This is a genomic window from Halorussus marinus (assembly GCF_004765795.1).
Classification (GTDB): Archaea; Halobacteriota; Halobacteria; order Halobacteriales; family Haladaptataceae; genus Halorussus; species Halorussus marinus.
The window spans coordinates 285,120-310,881 of the sequence record NZ_SBIV01000005.1; the positions used below are offsets into that span (position 1 = coordinate 285,120).

Below are 25,762 nucleotides of genomic sequence, written 5' to 3' on the forward strand. Positions count from 1 at the left end.
CCAGCACCTCGACGAGCGCGTCCGGAACGCTCTCGCCTTCGAGAACCGCAACCGGAACGACCGCTTTGAGGGGCGGTCTCATTACTCACAGTCCGCTCACATCTCCGGAGGCGAGCCGTATACGTAGTACCACGCGGTTCCGAAGCCGGTGACGGCGAGGCCGACGACCTGCGAGAGGGGCTGCATGAACGCCAGCAGTCCGGCGCTCGCGACCGCACCGCCGATCGAAACCCACGGGGTCGCCGGACACCGAAACGTCGGCTCGTACCACGCCGGGTCCGAGCGCCGCAGGCGGATCTGGGTCACGCACATCAGCCCGTACATCAGGAGGTGGAGAAAGGACGCCACCTCCGCGAGCGTCTCGATGGGGCCGACGACGACCAGCGCGACGGCGAGCCCGCCGACGAGCGACAGCGCGAAGTGGGGCGTGCCGTACCGCTGGCTCACGCGGGCGGTTCGCTCGGGCGCGAGTCCGTCCCGGCTGAGCGCGTGGACGGTCCGCGAACCGCTCAACAGCGAGGCGTTCGCGCTCGAAAGCGTCGCGAGAAACCCCGCGACCAGCGCCGCGATCGCGCCGACCGGCCCCAGATACGCGCGGGCGATCTCGGCGGTCGCGGTCTCGCCCAGTTCGACGAGCGCGGCCGGTTCGAAGGTGCTGGCCGCGACGAACACGGTGACGACGTACAGCGCCCCTACGAACAGGACCGAACCCACCAGCGCCACCGGGAGGGTCCGGTCGGGCTCGACGATTTCGCCCGCGACCGTGGCGATCTGCGCGAACCCGAGATACGAGGTGAACACCAGCGCGGCCGTCGAGAACACCGCCCCGTAGCCGTACGGGACGAACTCCTCCGGAACCCGGGAGCCGCCCAGGAGTCCGAACACGTCGAGCGCGCTCCGAGCCAGAACGACGAGCAGGATCGCCACCAGTAGTCCGACGAGGGCGTTCTGGAGCGATTCGGCGTTCTCGGTTCCCACGATCCCCAGCGCCGTGAGCGCGAGTCCGGCCCCGATGGCGAGCGCGTAGACGTCCGAGAGCGGTCCGATCGCCGCCGGGATCGCCACCCGAAGGCCAGCCTCCGCGAGCGCCGCCACCGCGTACTCGCCGAACCCGACTAGATAGAACGCCGCGGCGAACACGAGTCCGAAAGTCAGCGAGACGCCGACCGTCCCCCCGAAGACGCCGCCGAGCCCGCGGGAGACGAAGTAGTAGCCGCCGCCGCTCTCGGGCATCGCGGTCGCCAACTCGGCCGTCGGGAGCGCGACGAGGAGCGCGACGCCCGCCCCGATGGCGAACGAGACGGTCGCCGCGGGGCCGGCCCGACCGGCGGCCAGCCCCGGGAAGACGAAGATTCCCGCCCCGATCATCGTCCCGACGCCGATGGTGATCGCGCCGGGGAGACCGATGGTGCGTTCGAGCTCCGACGCGCCGTCGACCGCCTCTGGGTCGTCGCTACCGCTCATCCAGCACACGTATCGGGAGAGCGGGGCTTAGAATCCCCGGTCGTGGGAGCCGGCGGCCCCGCCGCGGCTCGGCTCGCGGTGGCTTTTTTTCGGCCGCCGGACAAGCCCGGGCCATGCCGGGACCCGTCTTTCTGGAGGCCGACGCGGTGACGCTTCGGCCCGTCGAGGCCGCGGACGTCGAGTTCGTCCAGCGTTGCATGAACGACCCCCGCGTCTGGCGGCCCGCGCTCGACGCGACCCCGATGAACCGCGAACAGGGAACGGAGTTCTTCGAGGACGTGCTCTCGGACGAGGATCACGTCCACTGTCTGATCTGGGACGACGACGCGCCGGTCGGGGTCGTCTCGCTGACCGGCACCGAGTACGGGCCGGGCGCGACCGATCGGTCGCGGGCCGCCGAGATCGGCTACTACGTCGCCCCGGAACACCACGGAAACGGGTACGGCTCGGACGCGGTCGCCGAACTGGTCCGGTACGCGTTCGAGGATCTGAACCTCCGGCGGGCGAGCGCGCGGGTCGGGGCGTTCAACGACGCCTCGATCGGCCTGCTGGAGTCGCTCGGCTTCGAGCGCGAGGGCCGGTTGCGCGAGGCCGCGTGGTTCCGCGGGGAGTACCGCGATATGCTGTGGTACGGGCTGTTGCGCGCCGACTGGCGGGCCGAGTAGAGCAATTTACTTTGGGACGGCCACCCAAACGCCGCGCATGGTGATGAAAGAGTCCGAGACGGAACTGGAGCGCGAGGATCCGGTGCCGAACTTCGAACTGGAGGGGACCGACGGCGAGACGTACACGCTGGAGTCGTTCGCCGACTACGAGGCGGTCTTGCTGGTGTTCACCTGCAACCACTGCCCGTACGCGCAGGCGAAGTTCGAACTGCTCAACGACGTGGCCGCCGAGTACGACGACGCCGCGGTCGTCGGGGTCAACCCCAACGACGCCGAGGAGTACCCCGACGACTCGTTCGAGAAGATGGTCGAATACGTCGAGGACGGTACGATCCGGTACGACGCCTACCTCCGCGACGAGACACAGGCGGTCGCCGACGCCTACGGCGCGGTCTGTACTCCCGATCCGTTCGTCCTGCGCAACGAGGGCGACACCTTCACGCTAGCGTACCACGGCCGGCTCGACGACGCGCTCAACCCCGACGACGAGGCGACCGAAGTGTACGTCCGGGACGCCATCGACGCGGTGCTGGCGGGCGGGGACGTGGACCTGGAGTTCATGCCCTCGCGGGGCTGTTCGATCAAGTGGAAGTGAGACCAAGCGTTCGGAGTCGGGCGCGGGCGAGTCCCGGCGCCGCCCGCCGACGCCGCGGCGGCCAGCGAGAACGTCCCGCGAGGAGCCGACCCCGCCAGCGAGGGCGGCTGTCACGCCGGATACCCGACGCGGGGGGACAACGCTTTCCTCACCGGCCGTCGAACGCCTCGTCGTGTCAGCGCTCGAAGACCCCCTCGAAATCGGGGGACTCCGCCTGCCGAACCGGCTCTACCGCGCGCCACTGCTCGAATGTGCGGGCAACGGTCCGGACGCGGTCGACACCCTGATCCGGGAGCTCGAACCCGCCGCGGCGGCCGGCGCCGGCCTCGTCTGTCAGGGCGCGACCATCGTCCGCGAGGAGGGCGGCTGTGCCGCCCCGGGGATGACCAGCGTCGCCGATCCCGAGTTCGTCGCCCGGCTCGCCCGGCTGACCGACGCGATCCACGACCACGGCGGCCGGATCTTCGTCCAGCTCGAACACGGCGGGCTCCGGAGCATGGAGACGTGGCACGCCGAGTACCGCCGCGAACACCCCGAACTGCGCCAGCTCGCGGTCTCGCGGCCGCCCCGAGTCCTCCGGGCGCTCGACCGGCTCGGGTTTCTCAGCTACGACCCGGAAGTGCTCACCACGGAGGCGGTGTACGACCTCGCCGCCGACTTCGGGCGCGCGGCGGCGTCCGCGGTCGAGGCGGGCTACGACGGGGTCCACATCGCGGGCGCGAACATGGGGCTGGTCCAGCAGTTCCTCTCGCCGTTCTACAACCGTCGGGACGACGAGTTCGCCGACGGCGTCCGGTTCCTGTCGGTCGTCCACGACGAGATCCGGGCGCGGGCCGGCGACGTGGCGCTGATGGCGAAGGTGCCCGCCGAGACCGAGGCGCCGCCGTTCGTCCGCAGGCGACTCGGCGCCGACGACGCGGTCGAGATCTGCGCCCGCCTCGACGAGATCGGCTACGACGCCGTGGTGCCCGTGACGGCCTCGACGTTCTGGGACATGAGCATCGTCCGCGGGGAGTTCCCCGAGCGAGCGTGGCGCGACGACCGCTTCCGGTCGGGGTACGCCGCGGCGTTCGGCGGCCGGTGGCGGGCCGCGGCGGTGGCCGCGGCAAACCGGCTCGAAGCGCTCGCCTACGACTTCGAGCCCGGGTGGAACGCCGACCTCGCTCGACGGGTGCGCGAGCGCGTCTCGATCCCGGTGTTGCTCGAAGGCGGGATCCGCGACCGCGAGCAGATCGACCGGCTGGTGGGCGAGGCCTGCGACGCGGTCGGGATGGGCCGGCCCTTCTACGCCGAGCCGCGACTCCCCGCCCGCATCCTCGACAGCGACGACGCCGGCGCGGTCTGCGAGAACTGCAACAACTGCACCGTCCCGCAGGCGACCGGCGCCCGCGGCGTCTGTCGGACCCCCGCGGTGCTGGCCGAGCGGGGCGAACTCGATCGGGCGGGCGCGTACGAACTGCCGGGCGACGCCGAGACCGGCGCGCGCGAGGAGTGAGCGCACGAACCGGTCGGCGGTCGAGGCCGACGGGAGCGACGCGCTCGCCCCGGAGGCGACCCGTAGGCGAGAGGACGCCAGCGTTAGGTGACGGGCGGTCCAATCGCCGCCATGGCCCGCGAGATCACCCACGAGGCGACCGGCCCGCTCAAGCTCGACGAGAGCGACCTCGACGAGGAGAAAGGAGACGTCGCGGTCTGTCTGTGCGGCCTGTCGGGGGAGTACCCCTTCTGTGACGGCTCGCACCGCGCGACCGACGACGAGGCGGCCGAGACCGTCTACAAGTACGACGGCGACGACGCCGACGGCGAGCGCCGCGAGATCGAGGAGATCGTCTTCGCCGACGAGTGAGGAGAAGCGGCCGACTCGTCTCCGGGCGAGCTACCCCGCGAGCGCCCGGAGGCGCTCGGGGAGGGCCCCGAGATCGACCGCCGCGGGCGTCTCGCCGTCGGCGTCGAGCTCCCTGAACCCGGTCCCGGTCAGCACCGCGACCACCGCGTCGTCGGCCGCGAGTTCGCCCGCCGCCGAGAGCCGCCGGATCCCCGCGAGCGTCGTCGCGGAGGCGACCTCCGCGCAGAAGCCGGCCTCGGCCGCGAGCGTCGACTGAGCGTCGAGTATCTCCTCGTCGGGGACCGAGACGACCGCCCCGCCCGTCGCGCGGACCGCGGCGAGCGCCCGAGTTCCGCTCGGGGGGTCGGCGTTGGCAATCGAGTAGGCGACCGTCTCGCCGGCGTCGACGGCGGTCACTTCCTCGCGGCCCTCGCGGTAGGCTTCGGCGATGGGGTCGCAGGCCGCCGCCTGCACGAGACAGAGCCGCGGGAGCGAGTCGGCGTCGAGCAGGCCCGCGGCTTCGAGCTCCCGAAGCGCTTTCCACGACGCGCTGGCGTGGCCGCCACTGCTGGTCGGTAACACGATCGCGTCGGGCGCCGTCCGGTCGGGGTCGCCCGCGCCGGCCGCGAACGCCGCACAAATTTCGAGCGCGGTTGTCTTCTGGCCCGCAACCCGGAGCGGGGTGTCGGAGTTGACGAACTCGACCGGGACGTCGGCGTCGAGCGCGTCGTAGTAGAGCCGGCCGTAGTCGCCCGAGACCCGCAGGATTCGGGGGTCGTACTGCGCGATCGCGGCGAGTCGCTCGGCCGAGATGTCGTCGGGGACCAACACGACGCAGTCGGCGTCGGTGCCCGCGGCGTGGGCCGCGGTGCTGATCGCCATGTTGCCGTGCGAGACCGTGCCGACCCACGGGCGGTCGTTCGCGGCGGCCCACGCGACCCCGACAGCGCTCCCGCGGTCCTTGAAGCTCCCCGTCGGATTCTGGCTCTCGTCTTTCAGCCAGAGCCGACAGCCCGCGTCGTCGTCGAGGCCGGCGGCCCGGACCAGCGGGGTGTCGCCCGCGCCGGCGCCGACGCCGTCGCGGCGCTCGACCGGTAGCAGGTCTGCGTAGCGCCACGGCCCGCCGGTCCGTCCCGGGGCGTCCTCGTCTGGCCACGCGAAGCCCGCGGCCGCGCCGTCGGTGTCGAACCACAGCGGTTCGCCACACCCACACCGCTTGCGCTCGGGGAACGCGGCGGTCTCGCCGCAGCGATAGCAGACGAGCCGCGTCATTCACCCATCGCGTCTTCGTACGCGTCGGTCGCGCGTTCGACGCCCGCCGCGACGTAACCGGCGTCGACGCCCACGAGCTGGTAGTCGTAGCCGTAGTCGGCCCATAGGTCGATCTCCTCGACGGTCGTCGCGAGCGTCCCGACCGGGGTGTCGACGCCGTGGGCCGCATCGAGCACCTCGGTCACCGCCTCGCGGAACCGGGCGGACTCGTAGGCCCCGAACACGTCGAGCGACGCCGAGAGGTCCGCCGGACCCACGAGCAGGGCGTCGATCCCCTCGACCGCCGCGATGTCGCGGGCGTTCCCGACCGCGCGCTCGGTCTCGACCTGCACCACCGTCACCAGTTCCTCGCCGCCGTCCTCGACCGCCGCGGCGAGGTCTCGGCCGTAGTCGTTCGCGCGCGAGCCGGCGATTCCCCGGACGCCCTCGGGTGGATACCGGACCGCCTCGACGGCCTCGCGAGCCTCCTCTGCGGTCTCGACCATCGGGACGAGGACACCGGAAACGCCGGTGTCTAGCACGCGCTTGACCCGGACCGGGTCGTTCCACGCCACGCGGGCGAGCGTCGCGGCCGCGCCGTCGCTGGCGGCCTCGACCGCGCGGGCCGCGTCGGCGACGGCTTCGACGTCGGTCTGGGCGTGTTCGGTGTCGATCACGACGAAGTCGGCGTCCCGACCGCAGAGCTCCGCGACGGTGGGATCGCCGATCGAGAGCCACTGGCCCGTGACGGGGTCGCCCCGCCGGAGCCGGCGTTTGAACTCTGTCACGGACCTATCGTCGCGGGCCCGCGGCAAGTAGGTTTGCGAGCCGGCAGGCGACAGCGGTCAGTCGGCCCGGACGCTGGCGACGATGAACAGGTACCCGACCGTAGTGACCGCGTAGTTGACCGTCAGCAGGATTTTGCTGTTCGAGAAGTCCGTGAGAAACGCGCTGAACGTGGTGGCGGCCGCGGCGGCGACGACGAGCGAGAAGCCGACCATCAGCAGCAACATCGACCGGCGCTCGGTCTCGACGTACGCGCGGGCCGCCTTCGCGACGAGCGTGAGCCCGACGACGACGAGGGCGGCGCTGAGAGCGACGTAGACGATTTCCATCGGTTGCATTCGGTCCCCTGAGCCTACTCAACACAGCCTGTTAAAGCTATCCGGCGGTATCAGCGAGGATAATCAGCGATCGAGCGCGGTCGCCAGCCGCTCGATCGGGTGGGCCGGCCGCCGGTCGGCGAGCTGAGTCCGACACGACGCGCCGGGCGCGACCACCGCGTCGGCGTCGGCGTCCCGGAGCTGATCGCTCAATAGTCCCGCGATCGACTGCGAGAGGTCGTAGTGCTCGGCGCGGTAGCCGAAGCTCCCGGCCATCCCGCAACACCCCGAGTCGACGGCCTCGACCTCGTAGCCCGCCCGCCGGAGGACCTCGGCGGCGTGGCCGTCGGTGCCGAGCGCCTTCTGGTTGCAGTGGCCGTGGTAGGCCAGCCGGTCGTCGGGCGCCTCGAAATCGAGTCGGTCGAGGGCCGACTCGCGATCGAGGTACTCACAGACCCCGTAGGCGTTCCGGGCGAGCCGGTCCGCGTCCGGGTCGTCGATCAGATCGAGGTACTCGTCGCGGGTCATCGCGGCGTCGGAGGGCTCGACGTAACAGACCGACCAGCCCTCCCGGACACGAGGTGCGAGCGCCCCCACGTTGGCCTCGGCGCGCTCGCGAGCGAGGTCCAGAAACCCCTCCGAGTAGGCCGCCCGACCGCTCGGGGCGAGGTCTGGGACCGCGACTCGGACGCCGGCGGCTTCGAGGACCGCGACCGCGGCCCGCCCGGTCTCGGGGTAGACGTAATTGGTGAACGTGTCGGGGACGAGCACCACCCGGTCGACGGCGTCCTCGGGCGCGATTCGGGGGCCGCCCCGGGACCCGAACCACGACGCGAACGACTGGTCGGCGAACTCGGGGAGGTCGCGCTCGCGGGCCACCCCGGCGACCTTCTCGGCGATCAGCCCCGTCCCCGGCGCGTTCGCCAGCCAGTTCGAGACGGGCGCGAGCGCCGACCCGACCCGCAACAGCCGGTCGGCCTCGGCGAACAGCCGCTCGCGGAGCCCCGCGCCCTCCCGCTCGTGGTAGCGGTGTTTGACCTCGGCCTTGAGCTTCGCGAGGTCGACGCCAGTCGGGCAGTCGCTCTGACACCCCTTACAGCCAAGGCAGAGGTCTAACACCTCCCGCTGGAAGCGCTCGGTGAAGATCTCCTCGGGCGGGAGTTCTCCCGAGATGGCCGCCCGAAGCATGTTCGCCCGGCCCCGGGTGGTCGCGATCTCCTCGTCCATCCCCCGGTAGGAGGGACACATCACGTCCGAATCGGTCTGGCGACAGGTGCCACAGCCGTTACACAGCTCCACGAGGTGCGAGAAGCCGCCCTCCTCGGAGAACTCCTGCTCGGTCGACGGTTCGAGCGAGGCGTAGGCGGGCCCGTACCGGAGGTGTTCGCGCATATCGGCCCCGACCCCGCGGTCGGCGTCCGGGCCGACGTCCGCCGGCGACTCGCGGAACACCACCTTGCCGGGGTTGAGCCGCCAGTCGGGGTCGAACGCGGTCTTGAGCTCCTTGAACGCCGTCCAGAGCTCCGGGCCGTACAGCTTCGGGTTGAACTGGGTCCGGGCGAGGCCGTCGCCGTGCTCGCCCGAAAAGGATCCGCGGTGGTCGAGCACGAGCGAGGTCACGTCCTCGGCGATCGACTGCATCTTCTGGATCCCCTCGTCGTCTTTGAGGTTCAACACGGGGCGGATGTGGAGGGTGCCGCTCCCGGCGTGGGCGAAGTACGCCGCCGAGGTGTCGTGGGCCTCCAGCACGCCCATAAAGCCCTGCACGTACTCGGCGAGTTCCTCTGGCGGGACCGACGCGTCCTCGATGAACGGGTAGGGTTTTGGGTCGCCCTCCATGCTCATCAACAGCGGGATGGCGGCCTTCCGGAGCTTCCAGAGCCGGGCCTGCTGGGCGTCGTCGTGGGCCGCCAGCGCGTCGAACGCCGCCCCGGAGTCGACGAACTCGGCGGCGGCGTCCGCGACCGCGGCCTCGAGGTCGTCGTGGCCCTCCGAGTCGAACTCCACCATCAGCGCCGCGGCCGCGTCCGCCGGGATCGGCTCGGCGTACGCGGCGTACTCGCTCGACTCGCGGGCGAGCCGGAACACCGCCTCGTCCATGAGTTCGACCGCGCTGGGGTCGAGATCGAGCGCGTCGGGCACCGCCGCCATCGCCTCGACCAGATCCGAGAAGCAGTAGAGCCCGAGGGCGGTCTCCTCGGGCACCGACACCAGCGAGAGGGTCGCTTCGACGACCACGCCCAGCGTCCCCTCCGCGCCGACGAACAGCTTCGCGAGGTTCAGACACCGCTCGCCCGCGTCGTTCTCGTAGACGCACTTGTGGAGGTTGTACCCCGACACCGACCGCTTGAGTTCGGGATAGCGGGCGTCGATCTCCTCGGCGTTGTCCTCGACGAGCCCCCGGACGGTGCGGTAGACGCGGGCCTCCCGGTCGTCGCGGGCGACGATCGCCTCCCACTCGGGGCCGTCGAGGACCACCTCGCGGGCCCGGATCCGGGTGCCGTCGGCCAGCACCGCCTCGCAGGACTCGACGTACGCGTCGGTGATGCCGTACCGGACCGAGTGAGCGCCGGTGGAGTTGTTGCCGATTCCGCCGCCGACCGTGGCGCGGTTCGAGGAGGCTGGGTCGGGCGCGAACTTCAGTCCGTGCTCGGCGAGGCGGGCGTCGAGGTCGTCCTGAACGACTCCGGGCTGGACCGTCGCGCGCTCGGCGTCTGGATCGACGTCGAGGATCGCGTCCATGTGCCGCGAGCAGTCGAGTACCACACAGCCCGGACCGACCGACTGGCCCGCGAGCGACGACCCCGCGCCGCGGGGCAGGACCGGCGCTCCGTGGTCGGCCGCGACCGACATCGCGGCCCGCACGTCGCCGGCGTCGGTCGGAAAGACGACGCCGGCGGGCCGGGCCTGATAGACGCTCCCGTCGGTCGCGTAGAGGATCTGGGTGTACTCGTCGAAGCGGACCGCGCCGTCGCAGGCCGCCCGCAGGTCGTCGGCCAGCGCGGCGTTGACGGGGTCGTCGGGCGCGTCGATCCCGAGCGACTCCCGGTAGTCGTCGAGGCCGACCGGTCCGACGTCGGTGGGGGATGACATGCTACCAGATGGCACTCCGGACGGCTTAAATCCGGCGCGCGACCGACTCGGCGGCCCCACGGGCGCGGCCGGCGACTCCCACCGGTCGGCGCGCCGACCTGTCACCCGTCGGTTGCGCCGGCTTTATGCGGTGGCCTCGGCGTTTCCCGCCATGGGACGATGGGGTGCGCTCGCCGGACGGGCGGGCGACGACGACCGCGACGCCGACCGAGGACCGCCGTCGCTGGAGGCGTTCATCGAGTCGAACCACCAGTTGTTCACCATCATCGGGATGTTCGGGGCGCTCTCGGTGTACCTGATGGAGTTTCAGGCGTCGGCGTCGACCGCCCGCGGCTCGGTCGGCGCGGTGCTGTTGCTCTTTTTGGTCTCGTCGGGCCTCGCCGTCAGGAACTCCTATCGGTGCACCGAGCGGGCCCGCGAGCACGGCGAGTACCTGCTCGTGTTCGGCTACGCGGTGTTCATGTACTCGTTCGTCACGCTGACCGTCTCGGTGGTGCTCGTCATCGCCAGCCGGTACGCCGAGGGGGCCGAACACGTCCTCGGGTCGAGTTTCGTGTACGCGCTGGTGTTCATCTACGTGCCCTTCGTGTTCGGCGCCGAGGCGTTCGCCGACTTCGACGGATCGACGCGACTGGCGGCCGCGGTCCGGCACGCGCCCCACGTCGGCGCGCTCGCGATGGCGGCGTGGTACGGCCGCAAGTGGGCGCTCGGGGCGTTGCCGAGCCCCGAACTGGTGAGCGCGGCCCGCGGAATCGGGTTCGTGACGAGCCTGCTCGGCAACCACCTCGTCGTCACCGGCGCGGTGTTCGGCGCGCTGTGGACCCTCGACCGGGTCGCCGGTCACCTGCTGCGGTGAGCCGGCAGGACGCGGTTGCCCCTCTGTTTCTGGGCCCGACGCCGCGATCGCGGTCGAACCGACGGCCCGATCAGTCGGCCGCCCACACCGTAGATGCTTTCGTCGTCGACCCCGTACGGTCGACCACGGAGTTCAACGCCGTTCGAGTCGACATCGCATCCCCGCGCACCGACACGTAGAGCCGGCGATCGCCGGGGCGACATGCAGATTTAAATAACTTCGAATATATGTTAATCAAAACATCATTCGCACGCCGGGCCGATCCGAGCGTTCCGACCCGCGGGACCTCTGCGGGATGACCGCCAGCCCGGACCCAGAGCGTACCGCGGGCCGCGAAGAGTCAGTCGACCGAGACCGCCGCCGCACAACACGACACGAAGGTATGACCGACGAGCTACGCGACGAAAACCGGAAGATAGAGGAGCTACACGAGGTCGCCTCCCGGATGCAGGCCTGCGACTCCAAGCCCGAGGCGTACCGCCTCGGCGTCGAGGCCGCCGAGGAGATCCTGGAGTTCGACATCTGCGGGATCGACGAGGTCGAAGACGGCTCGCTCGTCCCGCAGGCGACGTCGACCGAGATGCCGGCCGACGGGTACGACACGATCGATACCGATACCGGGCTGGCCGGCCGGACGTACCGGCGCGGCGAGTCGTTTTCCATCCCCGACGTGCGAGCCATGGACGCGGCCGAGCCGATCCAAGACGAGTACCGCTCGATCCTGAGCGTCCCGGTCGGCGACCGCGGGGTCTTTCAGGCCGGGTCCCGGGAGACCGACGCGTTCGACGAGGACGACGTAAGGCTCGCGGAACTGCTGATGTCCCACGTCGGCGAAGGGGTCGACCGGATCGAGTCTCAGGCGGCGTTACGCGAGAGCGAACAGAAGTACCGGACGCTAGTCGAGGGGAGCCACGACGCGATCTTCATCCACGGCGACGGGTCGTTCGAGTTCGTCAACGACCGGGTGGCCGAGCTCACCGGCTACGACCGCGAGGAACTGCTCGGGCTGTCGGTCTGGGAGCTCGTCCACGAGGACGACCGCGAGCGGGCCCGCGAGTTCTTCGAGGGCACCGAGAGCGAGGACGGGGCGCCCCACGAGGAGATTCGGATCCGAACCGACCGCGGCGAGGTCCGACACCTCGACGTGAGCGTTCAGACGATCAGCTACGGCGACGACACGGCGTACCTCGGATCGGCTCGGGACGTGACCGACCGCCGCGAGCGCGAGCGAACCGTCAAGCGCCAAAACGAACAGCTCCGGGAGTTCACCAGCGTCGTCAGCCACGACCTCCGGAACCCGCTCAACGTCGCGCAGGGCTACCTCGACCTCGCGCGCGAGACCGGCGACCCCGAGCACTTCGAGAAGGCCGAGCGGGCGCTCGACCGGATGGAGTCGCTCACCGGGGAGCTGTTGGAACTCGCCCGACAGGGCCACGACGTCGACGAGACCGAGCGCCTCGACCTCGAATCGGTGGTTCGGCGCGCGTGGGCGGTAGTCTCGACCGGCGAGGCCGACCTCGTCGTGGCGGACGGACTCGGCCGGCTCGACGCCGACGAGAACCGCCTCCGCGAGCTGTTCGAGAACCTGTTTCGCAACTCGATCGACCACGCCGGCCGCGACGTCACCGTCGAGGTCGGACCGCTCTGCGGGCCCGCGGCCGCCGACCGGCCGGCCGAGGGCTTCTACGTCGTCGACGACGGGCCGGGGATCACCGAGTCCGAGCGCGAACTGGTGTTCGAGCGGGGCTACACCACCGCCGAGGACGGCTCGGGGTTCGGGCTCGCCATCGTCGACGACATCGTCAACGCCCACGGCTGGGACGTCGCGGTCCGCGACGGCGACGCCGGCGGCGTCCGGTTCGAGATAACGACGGGGTAGCTACCGGAAGCCCTCGACGTCCGAGATCGAGAGCGGGCTGGTCGGCAGGTCGGCGGGCGGCTCGGGGTCGTTGTAGCCGCCGGGGGCGACGTCGTTCGGCGCGTCGGGGTAGAACACCGACGCGATCAGTTGGATCTGTCGCCGACCCGCGTCGAGTTCGAACTGACCCCCGCCGTACATCCGAACGTCGCGCTCCTCGCAGTGCTCGACGACCGCGAGCAGCGACTCGATCGACCCGAACCGCGAGGGCTTGACGTTGAGCCACGCGGGCTCGAACGGGAGGTCCCGGACGCTCGCGAGGTCGGTGATCGGGTAATCCCACGAGACGCGATCGCGGGCGGCGTCGAGCGCGGCGCTGGTCTCGTCGGTCCACGCCGGATCTTCGAGGACGGCGTCCGGGAACGCCTCGGCCACCCGTCGGTATCGGTCGGGGTCGACGCTCCCCGCGACCTCGCTGTCCTCGTAGTGGGCCTTGAAGTCGACGGTCCGCACGCCCGCGTCGGCCAGCGCCGCCAGCAGTTCGTCGGTCCAGTCGTCGCCGACGTCGAGTTTGAACGCCGCGTCGGGGTCGCGCTCGCGGAACCGATCGAGCGCGTCGGCGCTCGGCGGGTCGCCAAGCGAGGGGCTGATCACGAACCGAACCGGGTCGTAGCTCCGGTCGAGCGCGGCCCCGAGGTGGGTGTCGGCCTGCCGGAGCGCCAGATCGAGCGCGGCGCTCTCGAACGCCCACCGGCGGTAGTTTCGAAACACCGCGTGGTCGGGGTCGCTATCCGGAAACAGATCGCGGTCGGCCAGCGTCTCCGAGAAGGAGTCGACGGTGTACTCGCCCACGAGGTCGAATCGGTCGGAGATCGGGTGCTCGTCGGCGTCGTACGTCACGTCTTCGCCCCGGCCGACCTCGCCGTCGCCCGACAGCGAGACCGCGGTGGTCGCCCGGGTGAACGCCGGCGTCTCGCGCTCGCGACGCTCGTAGTCGACGGCGTCGACGGTCACCGGCAGGTCCGCGAGTCGATCGTAGTAACTCATGGCCGATCGTTCGCGGGCGGGGGACGAAAAGGTACCGCGCGCTCACTCGGTGACGACCGTCACCGGCCCGTCGAAGTTGAGGATGACCGACTGGGTGAGGTCGCCAAACAGCGCCTTCCCGGTTGGCGAGCGCTTCTCGCCCGCGATGAACAGGTGATCGCAGTCGTGTCGGTCGGCCGTCTTGAGGATCTGCTCTTGCTCGTCGCCGAGCGCGCCGACCGCTTCGTAGGAGACGTCGATCCCGTCGAGGGCCTCCCGACCCACGTCGGCCGCGAACTGCTCGGCGCCGCCCTCGACCTGCTGGGCGGAGTACTGGACCCCGCTCTCGGGGATCTGTTCCATCGCCTGGCGCTTGCTCTCGTACTCCTCGTCGGTGGTGACGTGCAACAGTACGAGCTCCCCGCCGACTGCGGCGACGAGTTCGCCCGCCTCTCGAACGAGTGCTTTGGTGGACTCTTTGGCGTCGACGACCGCGAGTGCTCGGTCCATGTGCCGGCCAAGACCCGTCTCGGACTTAAATAAACCGGTTATTGTATCAATATTCGTTTCGTTTCTCGGCGGTCGGCGACCACCGGGAAAAAAGGATGCGATCGCGTACCGACGCGCGCTATTCGAGCCGAGCGCCGTTGTACATCTGTCGGCTCGGGCCGGCCGCACCGTACGCCGGGATGTCGAGACCCTGGTACCAGAACCGCTCGTCGAGTTCGTGGTACGTGTTGAGGAACACTACGTCCTCCCAGTTCGCCTCCTCGATCTCGACGTACGCCTCGTTGCGGGCCTGCTCGGCCTCGTCGGTCGGCGCGGCGTTCTGTTCGACGGTCTGCCACGCTTCCTCGGCCCGGTTGGCCGCGTCGGTCTCGGACCAGTTCACGTACGAGATCGGCGCGGGCTGGGACGTGTCGGTCTGGGGCGGATTGAGCAACTGGAGGAAGTTGTCCGGTGCGGGCCAGTCCATCACCCACCCGAGGGTGTAGGCTTCGAGGTTGCCGTTCCGGCCGCGCTGGAGCAGCGTCGAGAACGGCGCGCGCTCTATGTTCATGTCGATGTGCGCGCTCGCGAGCTGGTCGCGCAGGAGTCGTCCGACGCTCGCCCAAGTGTCAGATGACTGGTAGGCAGTGAACGTGAACTCGTAGCGGTTGTTCGGCCCGTAGCCGGCTTCTTCCATCACCTGTCGGGCCTGATCCAGGCGAGTCTCGTTGTAACCGTACGGGTAGTTCTCCTCGGCGTGTTGCTGGTAGGCGTCGGGGCCGCCGGGGTAGATGGCGGGCGGCGTGAAGTGGTAGGCGGCCTCGCCGCGCTCCTTGAAGATCTGCTCGACGACCTGCTGTTGGTTCATCGCGTACGCGGCGGCCTGCCGGACGGCCTTCTCGACCTGATCGGTGTTGAATCCGACGTAGAAGGCGTTGATCGTCGGGACCCCGACGTAGTTGAGCGTCTCGCCGTTCCGGACCGGACCGTACGTCCCGGTCTGGACCCCGCTGTCGTCGGTGTTCTCGACGCTGAGGTTGGCCGGGTCGTAGAACTGCGTCGGGATGCTGAAGTAGTCGGCGTTCTGGTTCATCGCGTACGTCCAGTGGGCGTTTGGGTCCGAGATGATGGCCCAGTGGACCCGCTCGACGTTCGCGGTCTCACCGTAGTAGTCGTCGTACCGGGTGACGGCGGCCTCGTCGTTGGTCGTCCAGAGTTCGAACTCGAACGGGCCGGCGCCGACGGGGTCGTTCGTCCCGAACTCCTGTTGAGTGATCTCGCCGTCGTAGCCCTCGATGTCGCCGACCAGCCCCTCGGGGACCGCGGCGAACGACGTGTACGCGAGCATCGGGAGCGTCGCGTGGAACGGCTCCGAGAGCGTCATCTCGATGGTGTAGTCGTCGACGGCCTCGACCGCCATGCTCCCGGGGACGTAGTTGCCCTCGTCGTCGGTCTCGTGTTCGATGCCGATCGAATCGAGGATGAAGTACGCGCGCCGGGAGCTCTCGGAGGCCGCGAGCCGCTCCCACGCGTACACGAAGTCCTGTGCGGTGACCTCCTCGCCGTTGTGGAAGGTCGCGCCCTCCCGAACGGTAAACGTGTACGTCGTGAAGTCCTCGGACTGCTGATAGTCGGCCGCGAGTAGCGGTTCGACTTCGAGCGCGGCGTCCGGATAGTTCATCAGCGGGTCGAAGACCTGCTGGATCACCGTCCCCGAGGCGGTGTCGGTCGCGGCGACCGGGTCCATCGTCGTCATCGATCGGTTGATGAGATCGAGCTGGCCGCCGTCCCCACCCCCGTCTTGCCCGTCGCCCCCTTCGGTCGTGGTCTCTTGGCCCGCGGCGGTGCCCGTGAGCGCTGTCGCCGTCGCGACCCCGCCCGTCGCTTCGAGGAAGCGACGGCGGGACATGTTGGATTTCTCTGACATCCCAACGAAGAGACGACGAACGCACATTTGTATCTAATTATTTATCGTGTAGGACATGGTGATTGGTAAAACTAGACAGCACTCGTGCGTGTTTGGCGTACACCGCTCGAATACAAGTGGGTTCTGGCGGCCTGCGGGCGATGTCGTCGACGTTCGAACGCCGGGCGTCGGGCGCCGAATAATTGTGGGGTTCGTTATCGTCTCACAGTGATAGTAGGTCGCTGTTACCGTCGCGTAGTCGGCCCGAGAATCGGGACAGTCGCGGGCTGAGCCGAGACATTCCGCGTATAACAAAGTGGAAATCCGACGTTCCGGCCGAGTAATGAGACGACTCGCGGCCGCCCTCCCCGACGAGCGCGCCACGTCCCCGGCGATCGGCGCGACGCTACTGGTCGGCGTCACGGTCCTGCTGGCGACCGCCGCCGGCACCGGCATGTTCAGCCTCGCCGACAGCGCGACCCAGGGCGCGTTCGCCAGCGCCTCGGTCAGCCACGAACCCGCCGAAGACAGAGTGAGCGCGACCTGGATGGCGAACGCGAACGCCGATCGCCTCCGGGTGACGGTCCGGGTCGGCGACGACCGCCGGACGGTGAGTCTGCAGGCGGTCGGCGACAGCGTCGTCGTCGACCACGGCGGCGTGACCGTGAACTCGGGGGCGGTCCGCGCGTGGGACGATCCGAACCTCGACGACGGCGACCGGGTGGCGGTCACCGTCGTCGCGGTCAAAGGCGGCGAGACGCTCGTCGTCGCCGAGCGGAGCGCCACGATATAAAGAGCGCGCGGGACGGGCCGCTCAGTCGACGTACATCGAGTAGGTGATGACCGCGAACCCGACCGCGGTCAGCCCGCTCTCGATGACCAAGACGAAACTCCGGTCGAGTCCGACCGCCTGATCCGCGAGGCCGGCGAGGAACGCCCCGAGGGTCACGACGGCGAACCCGATCGAGAGAGCCCGGAGCGCGGGCGACGCCGTCCGGCGGTAGGCTTTGAACGCGAAGTAGCTGATGAGGCCGCCCAGCATGAGCGTGACGGTCTTGAGGACGACGACGAGCGTGGCGACGAGTGGAGTAGCCTCGTGAGTCATGTCTGTTTGCGCACCTCCGACCACATGTCCGCGAGTCGCTCTTCGGCCGACCGAGAGGGTCTGGAGACCGTGACGTCGAACTCCCGGGCGTCGGTGACCGCCAGCGTCACGTCCTCGAAATCGAGGTCGTACCGGGTGGTATGGTGACCGTCGCTCCGGACCTCGGTGAGCTCTCTGAGAAGCGAGGCGTCGCTCAGCAGGTCCAGCTTCCGGTACACCGTCGAGAGCGGGATGTCGGTCGCCTCCGCGAGTTCGCTGGCTGTCATGGGTTCGTCTAGCTGTTTGACGATGGCCCGGCAGTCCGGGTCGTCGAGTGCGTCGAGGACCGCCTGGAGATCCGGGTCCTCCTCGGCTCCCACCGGGTCTCGTACCATCCAAGTTGACCTTGCCCCACCCGACACATAATACGTTCGACCTGGGCCGACCCCGGAGCGAGGCGCTAACGACCGAACCGGTTCGGGTCCGGAGCGCGGGCGAACCCGTTCGGATCCGTTTTCATTTCGTGGGAATCGCTTCGCCAACGTTTAAGTGGTGGTGTCCAAGGTTCAATTGCATCATGACCACTTTCGGCGCCCCCGGAAACGGACCGTCTCGACGCGACTTTCTGAAGGCGACCGGTGCTGGCGGCCTCGCGGCGACCGCAGGCTGTGCAGCCCCGAGTCAGAACGAACAGACCGCACAGACGACCCGACAGGAAGCGATGCAGAGCGACGACTCGCTTCCGACCACGAGCCCGCCCCAGATCGTCAACGTCGACGAACAGGGCGGACAGGTGACGATGAAGACCCTCCCCGCGCGCCACGACGTCCACCCCGGCGAGTCGATGGGCGGTCCCGTCGAACTGCCGCGAGTGTGGGCGTTCCAGGCCGACGATCTGGACCCGAGCGTCCCCGGTCCCATCCTCCGAACCACGAAGGGCGAGGACATGGAGGTAACGCTCGACAACACCGAGGGCAAGCGGGCCCACACCATCCACTTCCACGGCGTCACGAAGACGTGGAAGAACGATGGCGTCCCGACCACGACCGGGATCACCGTCAAGCCCGGCGAGAAACACACCTACGACATCCCCGCCAACGTGGCCGGCACGCACCTCTATCACTGCCACTTCCAGACCCAGCGTCACATCGACATGGGGATGTACGGCATCCTCCGAGTCGACCCCGAAGGCTACGAGGAGGCCGACAAAGAGCACTTCCTGACGTTCAAAGACTGGGACTCGCGACTCCCCCGCCAGATGGCCGGCGAGGACGTCAACTACAACCCGCGGAACCGCCGCCCCGACGTGTTCACGGTCAACGGCAAGAGCGCGCCCCGCACGCTCCACCCCGAGAAGGGCTCGCCGATCATCGTCCAGGAGGGCGACGACGTCCGGCTCCACCTCGTGAACGCCGGCTACATGTCCCACCCGATGCACATCCACAACCACCGGTTCCAGCTGACCGCGAAGGACGGGGGGACGATCCCCGAGGCGGCCCGCTACCCCGAGGACGTGACCAACATCGCGCCCGCCGAGCGCCACACCATCGAGTTCACGGCCGACGCCGACCCCGGCGCCTACCTGATGCACTGCCACAAGGTCAATCACGTCATGAACGGCCGGTCGTACCCCGGCGGGATGCTCACCGGCATCGTCTACGAGTCGGTGATGGACACCGACATCTTCGCACAGCTGATGGACTACGCCGGCTACGAGGGCTAATCGACGATGTCAGACACCACGAGACGCGACTTCCTGAAAGGCGCGGCGACGGCGACCGCGGCGACCGTCGGCGCCGGCGCGGCCGCGGGCGGAGCGACCGCCCAGTCGGACGCCGACCTCTCGGCGTGGTTCGAGGACGTCGGCAACTACGACGGCGTCGTCGACGAGACCGGCTCCGACGAGGTGACGATTTCGGTCGGCGCGCAGGGCAACGGCGGCGGGTTCGCGTTCGGCCCCGCGGCGGTTCGGGTCGACCCCGGAACGACGGTCGTCTGGGAGTGGACCGGCGACGGCGGTAGCCACAACGTCGTCGCCGAGAACGGCGACTTCGAGAGCGAGCTGACCGACGAGACGGGCCACACCTTCGAGCATACGCCCGAAGAGTCGGGGATCGTCACGTACGCCTGTTCGCCCCACAAGACCATGGGGATGAAGGGCGCGCTCGTGGTCGGTGACGTCGAGATCGGCGGCGCGTCGGAGTCGGGCGGACTCCTCGGCTCGGTGCTCGGCGACCCGTGGACGGCGGCCGCGGGCGGTAGCATCCTGCTCGGACTGCTGTCGCCCATCGCGTTCGCGGCGTTACTGTTCGGCCGCGATCCCGACCGCCCGACGCCGAAGTGATCGAGCGCCGCTCCGAACCGACTCACGAACGCTGATACGCCGCTTCTCCTCGCGCCGCTACGTCTCGGAGTCGAGCCACTCGCTCCTCGGTCGGCGGATGGGTCCCCACGGCCAGCGGTAGTTCCGCCAGCGGGTCGCCCGCGCCGAGGCCGCCGCCGTCGTCGGCTTCCCGCCGGCGGTCGCCGAGGCCGTGGGGCAGAAAGCAGAGCTCGCGGATCCCCGCGGCCCGGAGATCGACCGACGGCCGACCGTCCGCCCCGGCGTCGAGTCGCTCCAGCGCCGACGCCATCGCCGCGGGCTCGCCCGAGATGAGCGCCCCCGCCCGGTCGGCGGCGAACTCCCGCTCGCGCGAGAGCCGACCGCTCAGGACGACCGCGGGGATCGCGAGCACCCCGAGCGCGACGCCGCCGAACAGCGCGGTGAACGCGACCAGTCCGCCGAACGCGAGCACCGAGGCGGGGCTGAACGGCGGCGCCGACGCGAGCGAACTGCTGACCGCGTAGCCGACGACCAGCGCGAGACCGACCGCCAGCCGGCGCTCGACCGGCCCGCCGAGGGCCGAGAGCGTCGAGCGGTCCTCGCTGGCGAGCGCCGGCAGGAAGGTCGCAAGCGTCATCACGGTCGCGTCGCGGTTCCGGAGGTGGGCGATCTCGTGGGCCAACACCGCGTCGAGTTCGTCGCCGTCGAGCCGATCGAGCAGGCCGGTGGAGACGACCACCGTGGCCCGCCCGAGGCCGCCGACGGTGAGGCTGTTCGGCGCGTCGGTCTCGGCGATCGCGAGCTCGGGCACCCGGGCGTCGGCTGTCCGGGCCAGTCGAGCCAGTCGCGCGCGAAGCTCCGGGCGCTCGCCGTCGTCGAGCGGTCTGGCGTCCGCGGCGGCCAGCGTCTCGCGTCTGGCGTACCGGAGCTGACCCGCCGCGAGCGCGGCCGTCGCGGGAACGACCGCCGCGGCGGCGACGAGGCCGGCCCGATCGCCGACGACGGGCCCGAGCCACGGTCGGAGGAGGTACGCGAGGACCGCGACAAGGGCGGCGTCGGCGGCGAGCAACCCCGCGAGCGTGAGAGCGACGCGCCGAGACCGAGCGGAGGTTCGTATCATAGTCGCGGAGACGTGGCGGGCTACGTGGAGAGCCAAGATATATTTGGTGAACGGTTTATCATGTTAGGCGTGAAACGCGCACGCCGCCGCGCCGCCCTCGCCACCCTCTGCGTGTTCGCGGTCGCCCTCGCCGCCTCGCTGTTCCCCGCGGGCGGGTTCGGAAGCCAGCCCGCGGGCGTCGGAGTCGGCGAGAGCCCCGACGCGCCCGCCGGCGGGCCGGCCCCCGACCCCGCGAGTGATTCGCCGACCGCGAGCGCCCCGGCCGATTCGACGACGACCACCGCCGACTCGGAGCCCGCGACGACGGCCGAACCGACCGCGACCGAGACGACGACCGCCGCGGCCGCCACCGACCCCGCGAACGGAGCCAGCGGTCCCGGTGCGGGCGCCCTCTTCGGCGCGGTGTTCGCGCTTTTCGGCGCGATCACCGCGGTCGGGCTCTGGACCGGCGCGCTCGCGGTCACCGCGACGACCGCGGGCGCGATCCCGATCACGATCACCGTCGGCGACACTCCGATCGGCTCGCTGATCGGCGCGATCCCCGCTCGGACGATGGCGCTCGTGGTCGGTTTCTCGGCGTCGGTGCCCCGAATCGTCGACGACGCCGCCGCGCTGAGCCGCGAGGTCGCCCGCGGCCTCTCGACCGCGACGGGCGCGCTCGCTCGCACGACCGCCGGCGCGCTCCGGGTCGGCGCCGCGGGGCTAGCCGCGATCGCCGTCGCCGTCCCGCGTGCGCTCGCGGGCCTCGGGGGCGGCGCGAGCCTCCTCTCGCGGATCGGCGGATCGGGGCTGGGGAGCCTCGGTCTCGACCGCCGCGAGCGCGACGACACCGCACGGACGGTCGCCAGTTCCGAGGCCGACGGCGGGGACGCCGGCCCGCCGTCGGTAGAGGAGGCGTGGCTCGCCATGGCCGAGCGAGTCCGACTTCGGAACCCGGACGCCCGGACGCCCGGCGAGTTCGCCCGCGCCGCGGTCGAGCGGGGCTACCCCGACGACGCGGTCGGGCGACTGACCGACGCCTTCCGCGAGGTGCGGTACGGCGACCTGGCGCGGACCGACCGCACGTCCATCGCCCGATCGGCGCTCGACCGCATCCGGAGCCACCGGGAGGGCGACGACGAATGATTCCGCGACTGCTCGGGCGCGCGAGCGCTCGTCTCGGCCGACCGCGGACGCTCTCGCTGGTCGGGGGTCTCGCGCTGGCGCTGGCGCTCGGGGTGGTCTTTCTCCCCGGACTGTTCGTCGCGTCGGTGTTCCGGCCGGTCGCGGACGTCGCGGCCGCCCCGGCGCTCGTCGCCCTGTTCGGCCTCGCCGCCGGAGGGCTGGGCGCGCTCGCGCTCGGGCGGGAGGCGACCGGCGAGAGCCGCGCCGAGACGTGGGTCCCCGAACGCGTTCCCGAGCGCGCCCACTACGACGACCACCGGACCACCGGCAGTGCGATCGATTCGGCGCTGGCGGTCGACCCGGAGGCAGACGCCGACGAGCGAGAGCGACTCGCCCACCAGCGGACCGTCGCGCGCGGACGCATCCGCGAGCGAGCCATCGAAGCGATCGCGGCCGCCGAGCGGTGTGATCGCGAGCGAGCCGCCGAACGGGTCGACGCCGGGACGTGGACAGACGACCCGCGAGCCGCGGCGTTCCTCGGGGGGGCGACACACGCCCCGCTCGGGCTCCGAATCCGGGACTGGGCGAGCGGCGAGCGCTTCGAGCGGTGGGCGACCCGGGCGGTCGCGGAGACCGAGTCGCTGGCCGACGGGGAGGGTCGCCGATGAGCGACCGGATCGTCGACTTCGAGCCGGCGCTGGGCCGGAACCGATCGGCCGACGGCCCGGACCGCGAGTCAGATCGCGAGTCGGCTCCCGACGCGGCCGACGCCGACCGCGCCGCGTCCGGCGAGGACGAAAGCGTCGCCGCCGGGTCGCGGTGGGACCCGGGGGTCACCGTGGCGCTGCTCGCGGGCGCGGTCGGCGTGCTCACCGGAACCACCGCGGCGTTTCTCGCCGGCGCGGTCGGGTTCACCTACGCCGCGTACCGGTACGCCTCGCGTGCGCCCGACACCGCGCTGGCCGTCGACCGCGAGATCGACGACCGCTCGCCGCTCCCGAGTCGGACGGCGACCGTGACCGTCACGATCCACAACGAGGGCGAGGAGTCGCTGCCCGACCTCCGGATCGTCGACGGCGTCCCCGAGCGCCTCGCGGTCGTGTCGGGGTCGCCGCGCCACTGTACGAGCGTCCGACCCGGCGAGACGGTCTCGTTCTCCTACGCCGTCCGCGCCCGGCGCGGAAGCCACGAGTTCGGGCCGACGACGCTCGTCGTCCGGTCGCTCGCGGGCGCCACAGAGCGTCGCTTCGAGGTCCGCGTCGACGACTCGATCGCGTGCGAGACTCTGACCGAGACGCTCGCGCTCCCGGCCGACACGTCGTCGTATCCGGGCCACGTCACCACCGACTCGGGCGGCGAGGGCGTGGAGTTCTACGCCACCCGTGAGTTCCACCCCTCGGACCCGCTGAGCCGGATCGACTGGAAGCGCTACGCACGTACCCGCGAACTCAGTACCGTGGAGTTCCGCGAGACGCGGGCGGCGACGGTCGTGCTCGTGGTCGATGCCCGGACCGCGGCCCACGTCGCGCGGCGGGACGGCGAGCCCGACGCGGTGATCCTGAGCGAGTACGCCGCCGAGCGACTCGCCGCCGCGCTGTTGGATCGGAACGACCGGGTCGGACTCGGGTTCTACGGCCCGTCAGAGCGGTACCTCCGGCCGGCCGGCGGCGACGAGCAGGCCGCCCGAATCCGGGCGGCGCTCGACTCGACCCCCGAGTCCCGCGAACGCGAGGTCGGCCTGTTCAGCGAACAGCGGCGCGAACGCGCCAACGACGCGCGGTTCGACGCCCTGCGCAGGCGCCTCCCCGACTCGGCACAGATCGTCTTCCTCTCGCCGCTGGCCGACGATCGGGCCGCCGACGTCGCGAGGCGGTTCCGGGCGTACGGCCACGCGGTGACCGTCGTCAGCCCCGACGTGACGGAGACCGACACCCCCGGCGGCGCGGTCGAGCGCATCGAGCGCGACGACCGCGTCGCAACCGTCCGGGGCGGCGACGTCCGGGTCGTTAGCTGGTCGCCCGACGAGCCGATCCGGACGGCCGTCTCGACTGCGACCGCGAGGTGGTCACGGTGAGCGCTCCGGCGCGGCGCGCGACCGCGTTCAGCGCGACGGTCGCCGTCCTCGTCGCGGCGCTCGCGGGCCTCGGGGTCGGAGCGGCCGCCGGCGCCCGGTGGGCGACGGTCGCGAGCCTGCTCGGCGCCGGGATCGCCGCGCTCGGCGTCCGGGCATCTCAGGCCCGATCGAACGACCGGCGGGCGGCCGGGAGCGCGGGCATCGTCGCCGGCGCGCTCGTCGTCGCCGGGGTCGCGGCGGTCGGCGAGAGCGCGGTCGCGCTCCTCGCGGGCCTCGCCGTCGGAGCGGCCGCGGTCAACGCGACGGTCTCGCTCGACGCCGACGTCGCCCGTCCCATCGGTCGAACGGTCGCGCGATCGGCGTCCGTGCTCGTGGCGGGGTCGATGCTCGCGGCCGGCCTCTCGACCGGAGCGTTCGGCGCGTTCGGGCGGATGCTCGCCGGACACGTCTGGGCGCTCACCACCGCTCACGACCTCGCGCGTCTGCTCGCCTTCCAGATCGAGTTGCTGGTCGGTCTCGGACTCCTCCACTGGGCGGTGCCGGTGCTCGACGACTGGCTCCCCGACCGGCGCGAACACCGAGCGGCGACCCTCGGGCGCCTCGAGTACCGGATCGCCGACCTGCCGCGAGGCTACTGGCTGTTTCTCGGACTCCAGTTCGCGCTCGCGCTCACCGCGTGGGGACCGCGGTGGTTCGACCGCTTTCTCGAATCGCTGTCGACGCTCGGGGCGGGCGTCCGACTGGTGCTCCGGTCGGGCGTCCTGCACGGGGCGGCCGGCGTGCTGGTGGCGCTCTCGGCCGCGGTGCTGGTCGGGCGGGGGCTCCAGCGGCTGTTCGTCGCGTGGGCGGGTCGCGATCCGCCCCGGGCGCTCTCGCACGCCGCCGGCGGCGTCGGTGCGCTCGTCGGGGCCGCGATCGTGGGCGCGTCTCCGCTCGCGGACGTCGTCGCCGCGGCCGCAGGCCCGGCATGGAGCGAGCCAATCGCCGCCGTCGGCGTCACGCCGATTTTGACCGGCGGGGTCGCGGTCACGCTGTTCGCCGTCGCGGTCGGACAGGCCGTCATCGGCCGACTCGTCCGGCCGTGGATCGAGAGCGACGCGGCCGCCGGGTTTGCGGCCGCCGCGGCCGCGCTCGTCGTCGCCGCGCTCCTCGCGGCGCACGGCGGTGCGTCCGCGCTCGCAGTGTTCACGGCGGTAGCCGGCGCGCTCGCAGTGCTCGACGTCGGCTCGAACGCGGTCGCGCTCGGTACCCAGATCGGGCCCGTCGCCGAGACGCGGGCGGGCGAGGCGACCCACGCCGTCGGAAGCCTGCTGGTCGGTGCGGCCGGCGTCGCGGTCGCGACGCTGACCGGGTTCGTCATGGGATCGGTGTCGATCTCGGTACCGGCGTGGCGGGCACGCCTCGCGGTCGCGCTGTTGCTCGTGAGCGTGCTGTGTTTCGCGATCCGACTGGGTCGTGAGTGATTCCCGGCCGGAAATTCGCGATTGAAACGTCGTACGATCTGCTTGTGTGACGGCTGCTGTGGCTCGCGATCGATATGAAAAAAGCCCGCACGGACACCGTGTCCGTGCGGGCTTAACACCTATGAATGGCAGGCGGCGAATCGAATTTCCCAGAGGGTCGCCCACTCCAGTACTCCTCGATACGCAGGCGGGCTTAACTTCCGTGTTCGGGATGGGTACGGGTGTCGCCCCGCCGCTCTGGCCGCCTTAACGCCGACTCGCGGAATCGAACCGCGACCAACTGACCACAGTCGGTGATTCGACGATTCCTAACAACCGTATGGTACGTGCAATCCAGTTTACGCCTGGATCCGAGTAATCCGGATCCCAGTGCGAGTCAAATGAGTGTGTGGCTTCGACCTGTTAGTGCTCGCGGACTCAACGCCTCGTTGCCTCGGCGCGTACATCCCGAGTCTATCGAACT

The 25,762-nt window shown here is 70.7% G+C and carries 23 protein-coding genes, 1 rRNA gene and 1 pseudogene; 13 read left to right on the forward strand and 12 right to left on the reverse strand.

What is annotated here, in order from left to right; genetic code table 11:
* Positions 1-96: 96 nt before the first annotated feature.
* Positions 97-1,464 carry an APC family permease gene (locus tag EPY72_RS12220; RefSeq protein ID WP_135806606.1) on the reverse strand — a complete coding sequence of 456 codons (1,368 nt, stop codon included), beginning with the start codon at positions 1,462-1,464 and terminating at the stop codon, positions 97-99.
* A gap of 113 nt (positions 1,465-1,577) precedes the next feature.
* Here EPY72_RS12220 and EPY72_RS12225 point away from each other — a divergent pair, with 113 nt between their 5' ends.
* From EPY72_RS12225 to EPY72_RS12240, 4 genes are all read left to right on the forward strand, one after another.
* Positions 1,578-2,129 carry a GNAT family N-acetyltransferase gene (locus EPY72_RS12225; protein WP_135806607.1) on the forward strand — a complete coding sequence of 184 codons (552 nt, stop codon included), beginning with the start codon at positions 1,578-1,580 and terminating at the stop codon, positions 2,127-2,129.
* A 37-nt stretch (positions 2,130-2,166) separates the two neighbouring features.
* Positions 2,167-2,724, forward strand: a complete 558-nt coding sequence (locus EPY72_RS12230) for a thioredoxin family protein (protein WP_135806608.1) — start codon at positions 2,167-2,169, stop codon at positions 2,722-2,724.
* A 172-nt stretch (positions 2,725-2,896) separates the two neighbouring features.
* Complete coding sequence (locus tag EPY72_RS12235; protein WP_135806609.1) at positions 2,897-4,219, forward strand: oxidoreductase; 1,323 nt, start codon at positions 2,897-2,899, stop codon at positions 4,217-4,219.
* A gap of 111 nt (positions 4,220-4,330) precedes the next feature.
* The gene (locus EPY72_RS12240; protein ID WP_135806628.1) at positions 4,331-4,570 is read left to right on the forward strand and encodes a CDGSH iron-sulfur domain-containing protein; all 240 of its coding nucleotides are present in this window, start codon (positions 4,331-4,333) and stop codon (positions 4,568-4,570) included.
* A 30-nt stretch (positions 4,571-4,600) separates the two neighbouring features.
* Here the strand turns inward: EPY72_RS12240 and EPY72_RS12245 are convergent, their stop codons facing one another.
* The 4 genes from EPY72_RS12245 to EPY72_RS12260 form a co-directional block, all read right to left on the reverse strand.
* Positions 4,601-5,821 carry a threonine synthase gene (locus EPY72_RS12245; protein ID WP_135806610.1) on the reverse strand — a complete coding sequence of 407 codons (1,221 nt, stop codon included), beginning with the start codon at positions 5,819-5,821 and terminating at the stop codon, positions 4,601-4,603.
* Positions 5,818-6,588: an HpcH/HpaI aldolase family protein gene (locus EPY72_RS12250; protein WP_134671460.1), complete on the reverse strand. Its 771-nt coding sequence runs from the start codon at positions 6,586-6,588 to the stop codon at positions 5,818-5,820. Before EPY72_RS12250 ends, EPY72_RS12245 begins: the two co-directional genes overlap by 4 nt.
* Positions 6,589-6,645: 57 nt before the next feature.
* Entirely contained in the window at positions 6,646-6,924 is a 279-nt protein-coding gene (locus EPY72_RS12255) for a DUF7521 family protein (RefSeq protein WP_134671459.1), read from the reverse strand.
* 63 nt (positions 6,925-6,987) lie between these two features.
* On the reverse strand, positions 6,988-9,996 hold the full coding sequence (locus EPY72_RS12260) for an FAD-binding and (Fe-S)-binding domain-containing protein (RefSeq protein ID WP_135806611.1): 3,009 nt from the start codon (positions 9,994-9,996) through the stop codon (positions 6,988-6,990).
* A gap of 151 nt (positions 9,997-10,147) precedes the next feature.
* Between EPY72_RS12260 and EPY72_RS12265 the strand changes: the two genes are divergently transcribed.
* Together EPY72_RS12265 and EPY72_RS12270 are read left to right on the forward strand one after the other, a co-directional pair.
* A complete protein-coding gene (locus EPY72_RS12265; RefSeq protein ID WP_134671457.1) occupies positions 10,148-10,852 on the forward strand; it encodes a hypothetical protein in 705 nt (234 codons plus the stop codon).
* 382 nt (positions 10,853-11,234) lie between these two features.
* The gene (locus tag EPY72_RS12270) at positions 11,235-12,731 is read left to right on the forward strand and encodes a PAS domain S-box protein (RefSeq protein ID WP_168216033.1); all 1,497 of its coding nucleotides are present in this window, start codon (positions 11,235-11,237) and stop codon (positions 12,729-12,731) included.
* On the opposite strand, the gene EPY72_RS12275 is transcribed toward EPY72_RS12270, so the two are convergent.
* The 3 genes from EPY72_RS12275 to EPY72_RS12285 form a co-directional block, all read right to left on the reverse strand.
* Positions 12,732-13,757: an enolase-like domain-containing protein gene (locus EPY72_RS12275; protein ID WP_135806613.1), complete on the reverse strand. Its 1,026-nt coding sequence runs from the start codon at positions 13,755-13,757 to the stop codon at positions 12,732-12,734.
* Positions 13,758-13,799: 42 nt separating this feature from the next.
* Positions 13,800-14,246: a universal stress protein gene (locus tag EPY72_RS12280; RefSeq protein WP_134671454.1), complete on the reverse strand. Its 447-nt coding sequence runs from the start codon at positions 14,244-14,246 to the stop codon at positions 13,800-13,802.
* Between the two features lie 118 nt (positions 14,247-14,364).
* A complete protein-coding gene (locus EPY72_RS12285) occupies positions 14,365-16,152 on the reverse strand; it encodes an ABC transporter substrate-binding protein (protein WP_134671453.1) in 1,788 nt (595 codons plus the stop codon).
* Between the two features lie 322 nt (positions 16,153-16,474).
* Between EPY72_RS12285 and EPY72_RS12290 the strand changes: the two genes are divergently transcribed.
* Entirely contained in the window at positions 16,475-16,924 is a 450-nt protein-coding gene (locus EPY72_RS12290; RefSeq protein WP_135806614.1) for a type IV pilin domain-containing protein, read from the forward strand.
* 21 nt (positions 16,925-16,945) lie between these two features.
* Here EPY72_RS12290 and EPY72_RS12295 read toward each other — a convergent pair whose 3' ends face one another.
* Positions 16,946-17,236: a DUF7521 family protein gene (locus tag EPY72_RS12295; RefSeq protein WP_134671451.1), complete on the reverse strand. Its 291-nt coding sequence runs from the start codon at positions 17,234-17,236 to the stop codon at positions 16,946-16,948.
* Positions 17,233-17,610 (reverse strand): winged helix-turn-helix domain-containing protein, encoded by a 378-nt coding sequence (locus EPY72_RS12300; protein ID WP_134671450.1) that lies wholly within the window; start codon positions 17,608-17,610, stop codon positions 17,233-17,235. The genes EPY72_RS12295 and EPY72_RS12300 overlap by 4 nt, the downstream gene beginning before the upstream one ends.
* 182 nt (positions 17,611-17,792) lie before the next feature.
* Here EPY72_RS12300 and EPY72_RS12305 point away from each other — a divergent pair, with 182 nt between their 5' ends.
* Together EPY72_RS12305 and EPY72_RS12310 are read left to right on the forward strand one after the other, a co-directional pair.
* On the forward strand, positions 17,793-18,938 hold the full coding sequence (locus EPY72_RS12305; RefSeq protein WP_134671449.1) for a multicopper oxidase domain-containing protein: 1,146 nt from the start codon (positions 17,793-17,795) through the stop codon (positions 18,936-18,938).
* Positions 18,939-18,944: 6 nt separating this feature from the next.
* A pseudogene (locus EPY72_RS12310) lies at positions 18,945-19,415 on the forward strand (halocyanin domain-containing protein); the annotation flags it as partial.
* A 166-nt stretch (positions 19,416-19,581) separates the two neighbouring features.
* Here EPY72_RS12310 and EPY72_RS12315 read toward each other — a convergent pair.
* Positions 19,582-20,658 (reverse strand): M48 family metallopeptidase, encoded by a 1,077-nt coding sequence (locus EPY72_RS12315; RefSeq protein WP_135806616.1) that lies wholly within the window; start codon positions 20,656-20,658, stop codon positions 19,582-19,584.
* Between the two features lie 69 nt (positions 20,659-20,727).
* Between EPY72_RS12315 and EPY72_RS12320 the strand changes: the two genes are divergently transcribed.
* The 4 genes from EPY72_RS12320 to EPY72_RS12340 are packed head-to-tail and all read left to right on the forward strand — an operon-like array spanning position 20,728 to position 25,299.
* Positions 20,728-21,783 (forward strand): DUF4129 domain-containing protein, encoded by a 1,056-nt coding sequence (locus tag EPY72_RS12320; protein WP_135806617.1) that lies wholly within the window; start codon positions 20,728-20,730, stop codon positions 21,781-21,783.
* Positions 21,780-22,430, forward strand: a complete 651-nt coding sequence (locus tag EPY72_RS12325) for a DUF7269 family protein (RefSeq protein ID WP_134671445.1) — start codon at positions 21,780-21,782, stop codon at positions 22,428-22,430. Before EPY72_RS12320 ends, EPY72_RS12325 begins: the two co-directional genes overlap by 4 nt.
* On the forward strand, positions 22,427-23,836 hold the full coding sequence (locus tag EPY72_RS12330) for a DUF58 domain-containing protein (RefSeq protein ID WP_135806618.1): 1,410 nt from the start codon (positions 22,427-22,429) through the stop codon (positions 23,834-23,836). Before EPY72_RS12325 ends, EPY72_RS12330 begins: the two co-directional genes overlap by 4 nt.
* Entirely contained in the window at positions 23,833-25,299 is a 1,467-nt protein-coding gene (locus EPY72_RS12340; RefSeq protein ID WP_168216034.1) for a hypothetical protein, read from the forward strand. The genes EPY72_RS12330 and EPY72_RS12340 overlap by 4 nt, the downstream gene beginning before the upstream one ends.
* Before the next feature lie 127 nt (positions 25,300-25,426).
* Here the strand turns inward: EPY72_RS12340 and rrf are convergent.
* A 5S ribosomal RNA gene (rrf, locus tag EPY72_RS12345) occupies positions 25,427-25,548 on the reverse strand.
* Positions 25,549-25,762 lie beyond the last annotated feature (214 nt).

Excerpts from the sequence above, each read along its gene's own strand:
- EPY72_RS12220 (WP_135806606.1), bottom strand. The coding sequence starts at position 1,464 with ATGAGCGGTAGCGACGACCCAGAGGCGGTCGACGGCGCGTCGGAGCTC.
- EPY72_RS12225 (WP_135806607.1), top strand. The coding sequence starts at position 1,578 with ATGCCGGGACCCGTCTTTCTGGAGGCCGACGCGGTGACGCTTCGGCCC.
- EPY72_RS12230 (WP_135806608.1), top strand. The coding sequence starts at position 2,167 with ATGGTGATGAAAGAGTCCGAGACGGAACTGGAGCGCGAGGATCCGGTG.
- EPY72_RS12240 (WP_135806628.1), top strand. The coding sequence starts at position 4,331 with ATGGCCCGCGAGATCACCCACGAGGCGACCGGCCCGCTCAAGCTCGAC.
- EPY72_RS12245 (WP_135806610.1), bottom strand. The coding sequence starts at position 5,821 with ATGACGCGGCTCGTCTGCTATCGCTGCGGCGAGACCGCCGCGTTCCCC.
- EPY72_RS12255 (WP_134671459.1), bottom strand. The coding sequence starts at position 6,924 with ATGCAACCGATGGAAATCGTCTACGTCGCTCTCAGCGCCGCCCTCGTC.
- EPY72_RS12260 (WP_135806611.1), bottom strand. The coding sequence starts at position 9,996 with ATGTCATCCCCCACCGACGTCGGACCGGTCGGCCTCGACGACTACCGG.
- EPY72_RS12265 (WP_134671457.1), top strand. The coding sequence starts at position 10,148 with ATGGGACGATGGGGTGCGCTCGCCGGACGGGCGGGCGACGACGACCGC.
- EPY72_RS12270 (WP_168216033.1), top strand. The coding sequence starts at position 11,235 with ATGACCGACGAGCTACGCGACGAAAACCGGAAGATAGAGGAGCTACAC.
- EPY72_RS12275 (WP_135806613.1), bottom strand. The coding sequence starts at position 13,757 with ATGAGTTACTACGATCGACTCGCGGACCTGCCGGTGACCGTCGACGCC.
- EPY72_RS12280 (WP_134671454.1), bottom strand. The coding sequence starts at position 14,246 with ATGGACCGAGCACTCGCGGTCGTCGACGCCAAAGAGTCCACCAAAGCA.
- EPY72_RS12285 (WP_134671453.1), bottom strand. The coding sequence starts at position 16,152 with ATGTCAGAGAAATCCAACATGTCCCGCCGTCGCTTCCTCGAAGCGACG.
- EPY72_RS12290 (WP_135806614.1), top strand. The coding sequence starts at position 16,475 with ATGAGACGACTCGCGGCCGCCCTCCCCGACGAGCGCGCCACGTCCCCG.
- EPY72_RS12295 (WP_134671451.1), bottom strand. The coding sequence starts at position 17,236 with ATGACTCACGAGGCTACTCCACTCGTCGCCACGCTCGTCGTCGTCCTC.
- EPY72_RS12300 (WP_134671450.1), bottom strand. The coding sequence starts at position 17,610 with ATGGTACGAGACCCGGTGGGAGCCGAGGAGGACCCGGATCTCCAGGCG.
- EPY72_RS12305 (WP_134671449.1), top strand. The coding sequence starts at position 17,793 with ATGACCACTTTCGGCGCCCCCGGAAACGGACCGTCTCGACGCGACTTT.
- EPY72_RS12315 (WP_135806616.1), bottom strand. The coding sequence starts at position 20,658 with ATGATACGAACCTCCGCTCGGTCTCGGCGCGTCGCTCTCACGCTCGCG.
- EPY72_RS12325 (WP_134671445.1), top strand. The coding sequence starts at position 21,780 with ATGATTCCGCGACTGCTCGGGCGCGCGAGCGCTCGTCTCGGCCGACCG.
- EPY72_RS12330 (WP_135806618.1), top strand. The coding sequence starts at position 22,427 with ATGAGCGACCGGATCGTCGACTTCGAGCCGGCGCTGGGCCGGAACCGA.